11 protein-coding genes are annotated in these 13,074 nt (G+C 36.2%); all 11 read right to left on the reverse strand.

The genetic code is table 11. The annotated features are described in order from the left end of the window. Positions 1-90: 90 nt before the first annotated feature. The gene (locus tag NiCM35_RS07980) at positions 91-3,198 is read right to left on the reverse strand and encodes an alpha-mannosidase (protein ID WP_341123045.1); all 3,108 of its coding nucleotides are present in this window, start codon (positions 3,196-3,198) and stop codon (positions 91-93) included. 6 nt (positions 3,199-3,204) lie between these two features. Next, entirely contained in the window at positions 3,205-4,035 is an 831-nt protein-coding gene (locus NiCM35_RS07985; RefSeq protein WP_095331683.1) for a carbohydrate ABC transporter permease, read from the reverse strand. 10 nt (positions 4,036-4,045) lie between these two features. After that, complete coding sequence (locus NiCM35_RS07990; RefSeq protein ID WP_206426390.1) at positions 4,046-4,948, reverse strand: carbohydrate ABC transporter permease; 903 nt, start codon at positions 4,946-4,948, stop codon at positions 4,046-4,048. A 106-nt stretch (positions 4,949-5,054) separates the two neighbouring features. Next, positions 5,055-6,428 carry an extracellular solute-binding protein gene (locus NiCM35_RS07995; RefSeq protein ID WP_123258035.1) on the reverse strand — a complete coding sequence of 458 codons (1,374 nt, stop codon included), beginning with the start codon at positions 6,426-6,428 and terminating at the stop codon, positions 5,055-5,057. Between the two features lie 313 nt (positions 6,429-6,741). Then, complete coding sequence (locus NiCM35_RS08000) at positions 6,742-8,025, reverse strand: replication-associated recombination protein A (protein WP_095331677.1); 1,284 nt, start codon at positions 8,023-8,025, stop codon at positions 6,742-6,744. Between the two features lie 101 nt (positions 8,026-8,126). Beyond that, the gene (locus NiCM35_RS08005; protein WP_433779160.1) at positions 8,127-9,077 is read right to left on the reverse strand and encodes an ABC transporter permease; all 951 of its coding nucleotides are present in this window, start codon (positions 9,075-9,077) and stop codon (positions 8,127-8,129) included. Continuing rightward, a complete protein-coding gene (locus tag NiCM35_RS08010; protein ID WP_095331673.1) occupies positions 9,077-9,994 on the reverse strand; it encodes an ABC transporter ATP-binding protein in 918 nt (305 codons plus the stop codon). Before NiCM35_RS08010 ends, NiCM35_RS08005 begins: the two co-directional genes overlap by 1 nt. A 17-nt stretch (positions 9,995-10,011) precedes the next feature. Beyond that, positions 10,012-10,704, reverse strand: coding sequence for an ABC transporter ATP-binding protein (locus NiCM35_RS08015; protein WP_095331671.1), 693 nt, complete (start codon positions 10,702-10,704; stop codon positions 10,012-10,014). Beyond that, positions 10,705-11,082, reverse strand: a complete 378-nt coding sequence (locus NiCM35_RS08020) for a GntR family transcriptional regulator (RefSeq protein WP_095331669.1) — start codon at positions 11,080-11,082, stop codon at positions 10,705-10,707. Between the two features lie 6 nt (positions 11,083-11,088). Next, a complete protein-coding gene (locus NiCM35_RS08025) occupies positions 11,089-11,850 on the reverse strand; it encodes a hypothetical protein (protein WP_095331667.1) in 762 nt (253 codons plus the stop codon). Between the two features lie 246 nt (positions 11,851-12,096). Continuing rightward, positions 12,097-12,864 (reverse strand): tRNA threonylcarbamoyladenosine dehydratase, encoded by a 768-nt coding sequence (locus NiCM35_RS08030; protein WP_095331665.1) that lies wholly within the window; start codon positions 12,862-12,864, stop codon positions 12,097-12,099. Between the last annotated feature and the right edge of the window lie 210 nt (positions 12,865-13,074).

The raw sequence follows: 13,074 nt of genomic DNA on the forward strand, positions 1-13,074 counted from the left end.
TAGAAAGAGGTATGTAAACTTATGGTATAAAGATGATTAATAGGTGGGAATAAACCCTCCACCTATTAATCGCTAAAAAAATGTTTAGCTTTATACAATTCGTATCGTCTTTATTTCATAGGGACTTAACTCCAATGTAATATTTCCCTCTATATCCACAGGAGGTTCCATATCTTCCTCCAGCAAATTTGTTTCATTCCATTGTCGACAATCAAATAATGGTTCTAAAGTTAGCACTCTATTACTTCCTAGGTGGTCATGCAGTCGTAATATAATCCCTTGACCATTTTCCGCCGCTTTCACAGCATCAATGTATACGCTTTCTGCTGTATGCAATTTAAATAGTCTCTGATTTACTCGTTTCCCTTGTAGTACGGATAATGGCTGATTTAGAGCCCAAGCTTCTTCAACCGTTCTTCCATTTACGAAATCTCCTTTATGTGGTAGAAGACTATACGTAAATTCATGCATTCCTATATCAGCTGTTGGGTCTGGATATATTCCCCCTTTTAATAAGGTAATCCGCATTGTTTGGTCTTTTATATCATGGCCGTACTTACAGTCATTAAGTATGCTGACTCCATAGTCCCTTTGCGAATAGTCCACCCACTGGTGTGCTACTGTCTCGAATTTCGCCATATCCCAGCTTGTATTCCAATGTGTAGGCCGCTGGACATTGCCATATTGAATATCATAGGTTGCGACAGTATTGCGAATATCGACATCAAATCCTGCTTTCAGTAATTGTTCCCTTTCTTTCCAATCTGTCTTTGTAATAAAATCTATTCGACGTGAATGTTTATAAACCTGCATATATTGAATAATTCTCGAAGTACCAAATGAATAAACAAATTCAACCTTTGCGTATAGGTTGTTTTGTTCTTTAATGATAATTGATTCTGCGGCTAACTCGTTATACTTTTCTTGATAAAATATGTCGATATCCCATGCATTAAAGTTCATTGGTTTATCTTCAAATAATTGAAGCCTGTTCCCCAAGCCATTTTCTTTAAGTACTTCGCGATGATACTGTTTATCATAAATACTAATTAACTGTCCTTTCTCATTCCAGCGAATTAGATAATAATTCGTATCTATACCGTTTTCTATTGCTTTCATAAAAGGAGCTTCCAGCCTTTTTGCTTCCATCGGTTCAAATTTCAGGATACAAGTTCCGAAAGCTGGTATGTTCGGTGTCTGGACAAGATATCCTGCTTCACACGGCACTGCTTCTAATTCTTCTCCAGAATCTGTTATGAATTTACCAGATTCTTTTTTATCAATTATTACTAATTCCTTTCTCACCCAGCCAGCCGAATTAAATATGGTCCATTGATTTATTGTTGCCTCATCTAACCGTGCTAAGAGTTGAGTAGAGCTTTCCATCGCCTCTCCTATTTCTACCTTATGATCTTGATAAACTTCTTTTATGGATGAACCAGGAATAATATCATGAAATTGGTTACGCAATAACACTTCCCATATGCTCATTATTTCTTCTTTTGGATAATGAACTCCTTTTGAGTCTTGTACAGCTGTATACAAAATTTCTAGTTCTCTTAAAGTTAACTCTAGTCTACGATTCATTTTTTTGACAAAGGCTTGAGATGTATAGGTTCCTCGATGATATTCTAAATATAATTCCCCATCCCACGTATGAACGTAATTTTCTGTAGAATCAATAGTGTCATGAAGCTGGTGAAAAAATTCATCCGCACGCCCTGTTTTCACATGTGGAAGACCTGGGATTTTATCCATACGACGGCGGTTTTCTAACATATCTCTTGTGACTCCACCGCCACCGTCTCCATATCCATACGAAATAAGCAGTTGTTTATTTACATCTTTATTCCGATAAGCTTTATAGCTGCCTAACACTGTTTCTGGTTCTAACTGTCCATTATACGTATAAAACCAGCGAGATGCCCATTGATTATCTACTATGTCTTTTCCTGGTTCTGGTGTAGTAATAAAATGGGTTAACACCTCTGATCCATCTATCCCCCGCCAGACAAAAGTATCATGTGGCATCCGATTGTATTGATTCCAGCTTATTTTTGTCGTCATAAATGTATCTATCCCACTCTTTTTTAAAATCTGAGGCAAAGCCCATGAATAACCAAAAACATCTGGCAGCCATAGATAGTGGACATCTTTATGGAATTCTTTTTTTATAAATTGTGTTCCATGGAGAATTTGCCGAGTTAGTGATTCGCCAGATGGTATATTACAATCCGCTTCCAGCCACATAGCACCATCTATTTCCCAACGGCCCTCTTCTATCCTATTTTTTATTTGTTCATAGATCTCCGGATAATCTTCTTTTATATATTGATAGAGTTGAGGCTGAGTTTGTAAAAAGATATAGTCTGGATATTGCTTCATTAACTGTAAAACAGTTGAAAAACTGCGAGCGGCTTTCTCTCTTGTATGCTTCAGTCTCCATAACCAAGCGACATCAATATGGGTATGACCAATCGCGGTGATTGTTACTAACTCTCGCTTGTCTAAAGCATCTATTCCTTTTTGTAAATTATCATTAGCTAACTTTATACTTTTATAAAAAGCAGGACTGCCTGGGTAGGACCAATCGATATATTTCATGGTTTTTTCTAATAAAGGCAAAAGTTCATATCGTTTTGAGTCATCCTCCTTTAATTGTTTAATCGTTTTTAAAACACAATCTGCGGTAAAATATAAATCATCACATTCTTCATTTAAAATGGTATATTCAGCCATCTTAAATGTATGTGATTGGATTTGCTCAGGACCACCGCCTTCTAATCCGGACCATAATTTCAAGGAAAGTGTTACTTCCTTTCCGTAATAGCCAGGGTCAAGAAAGACTTCTTTATGATTGGAGTCAACGCCTTGGTATGGTTGGCCGTCTACAAAAAGCAAGGATTCAAATCCGGAGTTATAGCCACCGCCTGTTCGACCAAAGTCCAATAGTAAGACTATCCTTCCATCTGATTTAGGAACTTTAAAGGTTGTTTGAATCCATAAATAATAGTCCCTTCCTTCCCAAATATCGCCTAACGAAAAGTCTTGCCAATCAGTAGTAATACTAGGTGGATATTTCTCTGCTCCTTCTATACTTTCTTTTGCTTTCCAATTGTTAAGACTTTGTCTTTCCATGTATCGGTAAGGATTTAATTCTTTCATTCTAGCTTCTAATTTTTCGATTATATAAAACATAGCACCCTATCCTTTCGTAGCTCCGCCTAAACTGAAGCCCTTTGACATAAAATTTTGTGAAATTGTATACAAAATAACGACAGGCAATGTATACATTACCGAAAATGCTGCCAATCTGCCGTAATTAACCATTCCAAAGTTACCGAAAAATTGAAAGATCGTTACAGAAGCCGGCAGCTTTTCTGGACTTTGAATGAGGATATAAGGAACAAAATAATTTCCCCAGCTGCCTGTAAAAGTAAAGATAGCAACTGTGAATATTCCGGGAAGCATTAATGGAGCAACAATTTTTTTTATTCCTTGAAAGATAGATGCTCCGTCCACCCATGCTGATTCTTCTAAATCCAAGGGAATAGAATCCATAAAATTCTTCATCATCCAAATACCATATGGCAAGGAAGAAGCTATTAAAAAAAGCGTCATCGCTATCAAAGAATCTTGAAATTTCAAATAAAGAAATAGCTGAAATACCGGTACAATAACAGCTGTCATTGGTAAGGAAGTCATGAACAAAATGGTCATCATAAAACTATTTTTATATTTTAATGTATACCTAGACAATGGATAAGCAGCCAGCACACATAAAATCACAACCAACAATGCCTGTGAAGTCGATATTCCTATTCCAATAAAAAACGAACGCAAAATCGCAGCTTCAGATAATATCGACTTAAAGTTGTCTAAGGTTATCTTTTCTGGCATCTTCAGTGCCTGAATTGCCCCTGGATCTACTGATGCAAATAGCATCCATAATAACGGCAGCAAAAACAAAATTGCCAGAATAGACAGGATTAAATAATGAATAAGTTTTTCCACTTTATATCCTTTTTGAACCAACTCACTTCACCTACACTTTCACTTTCAAGGTTTTCATATATATGAAGCTGGCAATTGCACCCAATACTAATAACACAAAAGAAATCGCTGTCCCATACCCTAACTGATAACTGACAAATGCTTGTTTATACATAAATACAGGAAGCGTTGCTGTACTTACCCCTGGACCGCCACCAGTCATTGTATAAATTAAAGCAAATACACCAAGTGTTTGCAGCGTAACTAACATCATATTTGTGGCGATTGTCCCTTTTACCATGGGGATGGTGATATAGCGAATAACCTGAAATCGACGGGCGCCATCCATTATGGCTGCCTCTTCTACATCTTTTGGAATATCGTCTAAAGCTGCTTGAAATACCATCATAGAGAAAGCAGTTCCTCTCCACATATTCGCGATCACAACACTCACCATTGGAAAAGTAAATAGCCAGGCAATCGGCTTCATATCAAAAAGACTCAACAGCCAATTAGCAGTTCCACTTTCGCCAAGAAATGCCACCCAGCAAAATGCTACCACGACTTCTGGAGTTACCCAGGCAGCAATTATAATTAGACCAACAATTCTTCTAAATGTTTTGTTTTTCTCTTTCATTAAAAAAGCGATCAAAAAGCCAAAGAAACATTGTCCGAGCACCGCTGAGAAAAAAACAAAAACAATTGTATTCCACACACTGACACGGAAGTCGGGATCTTGAAACATCCGGGTAAAGTTTTCAAATCCTACAAACCTTAGCTGACTAGCTTCCGCACCAGTCAGAGCTAAGTTTGTAAATGAAAAAAGTAATGTTAATAGCATCGGTCCAATGAAAAATATCAATAATAAAAGCCAGGTCGGAGCGAGAAAAATAGCTGCCTTAACATGATCCGACTTTCCTTTTCGTTTCGGCTTTTTTCCTAATACTGCTTCCAATTTCATCCCACCTTTAAAAAGGTTATCACTATAACAAAAGGTGATGACCATACAAGGAATAGGTAGTAAATTTCCCTGCTGGTCATGTGTTCAGCCTTTTGTACAGTTATTTAACTACGTTTCCTTCACCGACAATCCTGATTACATTGCTCGCATAATCCTCGGCAGCTTGTTTTGGTGTCTTGCTACCAGTTGCGACTGCCTCCACCATTGTTTGTATTTCTACGGAAACATTCGGATATTTGTCATTAGCAGGACGGAAATGAGCATTCTTCAAATACTCCGTTGCTTCCGAAATGAAATTTTGTTCTTTATAGGCGGGTACTTCCGCTGAATCATCACGTACTGTTAAGTTTCCTTCTGCAACAGCGCGAGCTGCCTGCTGTTCTTTCCCACCTAAAGCTTGGATAACCTTCCATGAAGCATCTGGATTTTTTGCTTTAGATGGAATTGCCCATGTCCATCCTCCAGACATAGTCGTAGTGCCAGGCTCTTGTCCATTTTGAGTCGGCATGGCCGCAAAACCAAATCGTTCTGTGACATTATCCATTGGAACTGCTCCTGTTTCTGTATAATTACCTGTATTCCAAAATCCATCTAATATAATTCCTGCTTCATCATTAGGGAACTTTTCTTGGAATAAAACGGAACTATAGTTGCTGTTAATGGCAATAGATAGTGGCGGACCTAATTTTTTCTGATTATAAACTTGATCAATAAATTGTAAGGATTCCTCGATTCCTTTAGTATTCACATGCCATTTCTTTGTATCAGCATCAAATAACACATCGTCTGTGCCATAGAGCAGCATTTCAAAAGTCTGCATCGATACGGATTCCCCGTTTGCTTTAGCCACTCCCATAGAAAGAGGAATAACATCCTTAGCTGAATCTTTTATTTTTTCAGCAGCTTCTATAATCTCATCCCAATTTTTAGGCTGCCAGTCTTCTGGCAAACCAGCTTTTTTGAAAACATTTTTGTTATACCATAACCCGCGAGAATCAGAAGTTCCTGGGATGGCATATAATTTTCCATCTTCTCCAATCGAGCCTGATTTTAAATTTTCTGTATAATATTTCCATTGATCCCAATCACGCACATAATCATCAAGGGGTAATAAATAGCCTGCATTCGCATCTGAATTTAACATAAAGGAGTCTTCTGCAACCACATCAGGTGCTGTACTTTCTGATTGCATCGATAAAGCCACTTTAGAGAAATAATCCCCCTCACTAGCTGTAATTGGCGATAAAACTATTTTTATGTCTGGGTTCTCCTTTTCAAATTCCGGGATAAATGTATTTGTTAAATATTTTTTTAATTTATCATGCTCTCCTACATCTCTCCATGTAATTTTAATCTGGGTTTTTCCATCAACCTTCCCATCATCAGATGTTGAATTACTTTCGCTTGAGCAACCAATTAATAAAAACGGAAAACATAAAAGAAGCAATAATACTTTTTTAATCGACTTTTTCATTTTTTCAACCCCTTGTTTTTAATTATTCGCTAGCGAAATAACCGCCTACCAAAATGTAAGCACTTTCAATTTAATCTCTAGCTGCCTCTTTTTCAATCTATAAAATAGAGGAAAGTCAGTATTTTTCTTAGATATTTGAAAAAATGAAGATTATAACAAAAAATATAGATTGGCGAAAACGATATTATCTACCATCTTTTGAGAATGTCCGTATAGATATTTCTAACAAGCCCTAAAAAAAGAAGCCTAGTTAAATGACTGCCATACATTTCTTGCATGCCATTTAACTAGACTCCATTATATAAGTCTATGCTTATTTATTTTTTTTAAATCCTTTAAGCCTATCGTATATCGCTCCCAGCTTCTTCTCCTCACCAGCTTCAGTTGGGTGGTAATACTGAGTTCCTTTTAGTTTTTCCGGGAAATATTCTTGATCAACCCATCCACCAAACGTTCCAATTGGATAGTCATGTGGATAAATATATCCGACATGTCCTAACTTTTTGCTTCCTTCATAATGACCATCCCTTAAATGCATAGGGATATCCCCGACTCTCCCATTGCGGACATCTGCTATGGCAGCATCTAATGCTTTATAGGCTGCGTTAGATTTAGAGGATAAACACATTTCCACAACCGCTACAGATAAAGGAATTCGCGCTTCTGGTAAACCAAGTCGCTCACTCGCCGTCACTGCTGCTAAAACATTATTGCCGACAGATGTATTGGCAAGGCCAACATCTTCATAGGCAATAACTAGCAATCTCCTGTTTACGGCAACTAAATCTCCAGTTTCTAATAAATGAGCAAGGTAATATAGAGCGGCATCTACATCACTGCCTCGGATACTTTTCTGTAGACTAGATAATAAATTATAGAAATGCGAGCCTTTTTTATCCCCAAAAACACCGACTTTTTCAATCATTTGGTCAATGGTATCATCCTTGATAATAAAAACGTCGTCCTCTTTATCAGATGAATAGACAATAGACTCTAAAAGAGTTAATGATTTTCTTGCATCTCCATTAGTGCCTTTTGCAATTTTTGCAATCTGTTCCTTTGAAATTTGAATGGACAGATTCGCAAGTCCTTTTTCATCTTGTAATGCTCGATGCAATAATTCTTCAATATCATCATCCGTTAATCTTTTTAACTGCTTGATTTGTCCACATCTACTGCGAATCGCAGGATTTACATCATGGTAGGGATTTTCCGTAGTAGCACCTATTAAAACAATATCCCCTCTCTCCACATGAGGAAGTAAATAATCCTGCTGCGCTTTATTAAAACGATGAATTTCGTCTAAAAAAAGAATGACTTTCCCTGTCAATCTTGCTTCATCCACTACAGCTTCCACATCCTTCTTTCCTGATGTAGTCGCATTTAGTGCAATAAAAGGTAATTTTGTTGTACCAGCAATAGCAAAGGCAATCGAGGTTTTCCCAATGCCAGGCTCTCCATACAATAACATCGATGGAACATGACCATTTTTAATCATTTTATATAAACTGGTTGTTTTTCCGATAATATCCTTTTGCCCGACTACTTCATCAAGATTCGTCGGGCGCATTCGATAAGCAAGTGGTTCCCCGTTCATTTATACACCTTCTTGTTTAACTTCTTACTTCCATTATAACGTAAAGATAGGAAAGAAGAAAAATAGAATGAAGTCCATAAAAGACCTCATTCTATGAAAAATTACGCCGCAACATCTCTCTTCCTAAACACCCAAAAAGCTAAGCCAATGAATACGACAAAATAAATAACGAGCATAGTAATGGAGAAAGACAAAGTCATGCCGCTCACTAAAGGAGTTCCTTCCAAATACTGCGTTAAATCGGTGTTGGCAAATAATAAATATTTCGCCCAATCAAACCATTTCGCTAATAATAAAGTGACTGTATTCCCCATAAACATTAAGAAAATCGATATCCCAATTGCGAGTGAACTATTCCGAAAAACGGAAGAAATCATAAATGCCATAGTAGTGAGCATAAATAAACTGATCGAATTTAATCCATAATAGCTTATTAAATGCATGAGAATGCTTTGTTCCTTCACTACCCCATTGTAATAAAATAAATATGGATACACTTCTTTCGGCAGTCCAAACAGAATGGCACCTAATATAAAAGAAAAGGCAAAGATGATAAAAATAGTTAATAACCCGAAAAGTAATACCGTTAAATATTTTGATAATAGAATCTTTATTCTGCTTAATGGACGAATAAGGAGAAGTTTTATCGTACCCCAATTAAACTCGTTTGCTACGATTCCAGCTGCAATAATAATTGTAAATAAGCCTGCAAGACTAAGCAGTTGGATACTATCAGCAACAAAATCCCATGCAGAGTATTCTACATTTGTACTAAAATTATGTGTAATTCGATACTCGTTTATAGCTATTTCTTTTGTATAATAATTCCTTGTTTCTTCAGGAGGGTGTTCATCTTCCAGCTGTTCATTATAGCGCTTATTTTCTAATTCAAGTCCATGTTTCCAGTTCTCATTATCAGGGACAGAAAATCCACTTGATTGATATTTATTAAAAGCACCAAGCAATAAAACAGCAATTAATAAGAGCACGATCATTACTAATGTTGCTGGACGTTTCCATATCTTCATCCATTCATTTCTTATTAGCTGCATTAATTCAGATCCTCCCTGTGGTTAGTCAATTCTAAAAATCGATCTTCTAATGTTTTTGATACTTCTTTTATGCCAAAAATCTGAACGTCCTGTAAAGCAAGTGCTTTTATTATTCCAGGTATTTGTTCTTTTGTTACCGTAATATGAACTCCCTGCTCTCTTGGCATAACTTGCACTTCCGGCATCATTCCCTGTATATGACTTATGGCCTTATCAACAGGATAAAGCTCCATTTCAAATACTTGCTCTACTGCAACAAAGTCCTTTACTAACTGTACATCGACCAGTTTACCTTCTTGAATAATGCCGATGCGATCACACATCATTTCCATCTCTGCTAACAAGTGACTGGAAACAATAACTGCCATGTTTCTCTCTCTAGCTAGCATTCTTAAATGGTCTCTTATCTCTCTTATCCCTGCAGGATCTAATCCATTCGTTGGCTCATCTAAGATTAATACCTTAGGATCATGCAAAAGGCTTTGCGCAAGGCCTAAACGTTGTCGCATTCCAAGTGAATAAGTGCGAACTTTATCATGAATTCGATCTTTTAAACCAACTAATTCAACTGTCTCCATTATTTTTTGCTTTGATATACCTTTCACCATTCGAGCATAGTGCAGAAGATTTTCATACCCACTCAAAAATTTGTACATTTCCGGGTTCTCTACAATGGCTCCAACATGCTGGATTGCTTTCTCAAACTGATCGCGAACACTCTCCTTGCAAATAGTGATATCCCCATCACTCATATTAATGAGACCAACAATCATCCGGATTGTCGTTGTTTTCCCTGCACCATTTGGACCAAGAAAACCAAATACTTCTCCTGCTTTTACTTGGAAACTCAACGAATCAATTATTTTTCTTCCATTGATTATTTTTGAGACATTTTTTAATTCCACTACGGATGTCACTATTATTTACCAGCCTTTCATTTGTTTATATTTGCCTTCATCCACTCGATAATGGATTGACCTTTTTCTTCCCTTAAATCCTCTACTGAAAGATTGGCGATTACATTCCCATTATTTAAAACAACTATATTATCTAAAATGGATTCAACCTCTACTATCTCATGTGTTGCTATCACAACGGTCTGTTTTTCAAAATCAATATAGTTTAATAATCCTTTAACAATTGATTCCCGCACCAGTGGATCTAAACCTGAAAAAGGTTCATCCAGTAATAAAATTGGCGCTGTCCGAGCTAAACAAAGAACAAGCTTCAGTCTTCCTCTGTTTCCCTTCGAAAGATTCTTTATTTTTTTATTTTGCTCTAACTGCATAAAATCTAGTAATTCTTGCGCTTTACCAAGCTGAAAATCATGAAACTGCGATGCTGTATATCGTATCATTTCTTGAATAGTAAAAGATTCATAAAAACGGTCTAGCTCCGTTAAATAGGAAACATCCTCTGCAATTCTACGTGTAGCATTTTTTCCATTGACTAACACCTCGCCATTAGTCGGCTGGACAAGACCAGCAATCATTTTCAACGTGGTTGATTTTCCACTTCCATTTGTACCAAGAAGACCATAAATTTTTCCCTCTTCTAAGGTTAAATTTACATTTTCCACTGCATACTCTCTACCATATCTTTTGGTTACATTGCGAAATTGTATCATTTACTTTTCACCCTTCTTCTCTTGAAGATAGATTTCTAATAACTGAACCATTTCTTCTCTTTTGATTCCTAGCTCTTGCATATTACGAATAAACTGTTCCAGTAAATCATGTTGAAGCTTTGTTCTTAGCTCCTCTATAATATCTTCTGATTCGGTTATAAATGTACCCTGACCTCTTCTCGTTTCCACAATCTTCATCCTTTCCAATTCACCGTACGTCCGTTGAATTGTATTTGGATTAACTCCAGATGCAATAGCCATTTCTCGAACAGATGGCAATTTATCTCCTGGCATCCGTTCATAGCGCGCAATTTGCTGTGTAATTTTTTCTACGATCTGCATGTAAATTGGTCTGGATGATTCAAATTCATCTGCCATGGTAATCTACACCTCCACTTTCTTTTCCAATAACCAAGAAGCTATTAGAAATAGGAAGAATAGTGTTAGAATATATCCGCATAATGAAAGAATAGATATCTCTGTTGTTTCTATAGAAGCCTTAAAAAAATTCCGACGTGCTTCAAAAGCAAGTGTATTGTCTACAGAAATTACTGATTTTCTTTTAAGAGCATCAATAACCGGGATTCTATTAAACCAATAGACAGCAATATTCCAAATATTCCAAAGAAGGATTAAAACGACCCAGCGTATTTTATTTAACCATACGATTTTTTTCATGCTGTGATAAAGTGTCCATGAGAAAAAGACCCAGCTGCTGAGGTATATGGATATTCCTAACAGGATTAAACACATAAAAAATAAATTTGTTTGATTGAAAGCTAGTTTCAATTCTCCAACATTCATACTAATCACTGCCACACTAAACATTAAAAACAATGATATTATCGAATACAGGATTCCTGCAATCCATTTTGATAAAAGGAGTTTTATGCTGCTGTTAGGATTATGAAGCCATAATTGTGTTTTCCCTTCTATATTTAAAGAAGTTAACAAAAAAGATGGAAGGTAAAACACATGCGCAAAACAGAAAGTGATGGCAAAAATTGCGACCAACATAATTGTTTTGTAATAACTAGATAGTACAATAGACGTTATCAATCCCAAACTGACAATAATAATACTCGTATACAGAAAAGGAAGACCAAGTTTTAAATCTTTTTTTAATAGCCCATTAAACGAATTCATTTAAATCACCTCATTGTATTAGTGTATTATCTACATAGTACACTAATACTCCAATACTAGTCAATAGGCTTCAGCTAGTTTTTCTAACAATTATATAAATAGTCGGCAAAACACTATGTAAAAAAAACCAAAACAATTATACGTAGCTTTTCCCAGCATTTTCGTATAATTGTTTTGGTTTAAATGAAGCTAGACACTTGTTCCAATCTTTTTCAATCAAGAAATATTTACCGTCATTTTATATGATTATTTCTCGTCTTTTACACGTGTGATTTTTATCTCTTTTAGTAACTCTTTTACGACATGGCTAGCCATTATTAACCCAGCCACAGAAGGAACAAATGCGTTTGAAGATGGTGGCATTTTCGCCTTCCGAATCGGCGCATTATCTTTTCCGACCACTTTACGAACGTCTTCACGAATTACAATGGGACTTTCATCTGAAAATACGACGTTAATCCCTTTTCTAATTCCTTCTTTACGAAGTCTTGTACGAATAACTTTTGCAATTGGATCTGTATGTGTTTTACTAATATCTGCAATTTGGAAACGAGTAGGATCCATTTTATTTGCTGCGCCCATGCTTGAAATGATTGGGATATTTCGGTTTAAACACTCTTTCATTAAGTGAATTTTATAAGCTATCGTATCAGATGCATCTATGATAAAATCTAAGCCATAAGCAAAAATTTCTTCATATGTTTCTTCGGTATAGAACATTTTCAATGCAATTACTTCACAGTCTGGATTAATATCTGCAATACGTTCTTTCATAATATCTACTTTAGGACGGCCAACTGTAGATAATAATGCAATTACCTGTCTATTGACATTCGTAATATCCACATCATCCTTATCAATTAAGATTAATTTTCCTACGCCTGAACGAGCTAACGCTTCGGCAGCAAAGGAACCAACGCCTCCGATTCCTAGAACAGCAACCGTACTGTTTTTCATTGTCTCTAGCCCTTCTTTGCCAATGGCTAGCTCATTTCTCGAAAATTGATGCAACATCTGTTTTCAACTCCATTTAATTTTTCCTACCAACTAATTATGTTTACATATTCCCTTATCAGGAATTTTCATTCTGAAAGAATAAAATTATTACTTAAGAAATATAACATAAATTTTTATCAGCTACCACTACCCTTTCCTTGTTTCCCGATAAGAATTAAAATTTTCCAATTAAATGATAGTTGTAAATATTGCAAGTACTAAAGAACA

The organism is Niallia sp. M35 (assembly GCF_050971705.1).
GTDB classification, from domain to species: domain Bacteria; phylum Bacillota; class Bacilli; order Bacillales; family Cytobacillaceae; genus Niallia; species Niallia circulans_A.

Excerpts from the sequence above, each read along its gene's own strand:
- NiCM35_RS07980 (WP_341123045.1), bottom strand. The coding sequence starts at position 3,198 with ATGTTTTATATAATCGAAAAATTAGAAGCTAGAATGAAAGAATTAAAT.
- NiCM35_RS07995 (WP_123258035.1), bottom strand. The coding sequence starts at position 6,428 with ATGAAAAAGTCGATTAAAAAAGTATTATTGCTTCTTTTATGTTTTCCG.
- NiCM35_RS08000 (WP_095331677.1), bottom strand. The coding sequence starts at position 8,025 with ATGAACGGGGAACCACTTGCTTATCGAATGCGCCCGACGAATCTTGAT.
- NiCM35_RS08005 (WP_433779160.1), bottom strand. The coding sequence starts at position 9,077 with ATGCAGCTAATAAGAAATGAATGGATGAAGATATGGAAACGTCCAGCA.
- NiCM35_RS08015 (WP_095331671.1), bottom strand. The coding sequence starts at position 10,704 with ATGATACAATTTCGCAATGTAACCAAAAGATATGGTAGAGAGTATGCA.
- NiCM35_RS08020 (WP_095331669.1), bottom strand. The coding sequence starts at position 11,082 with ATGGCAGATGAATTTGAATCATCCAGACCAATTTACATGCAGATCGTA.
- NiCM35_RS08025 (WP_095331667.1), bottom strand. The coding sequence starts at position 11,850 with ATGAATTCGTTTAATGGGCTATTAAAAAAAGATTTAAAACTTGGTCTT.
- NiCM35_RS08030 (WP_095331665.1), bottom strand. The coding sequence starts at position 12,864 with ATGTTGCATCAATTTTCGAGAAATGAGCTAGCCATTGGCAAAGAAGGG.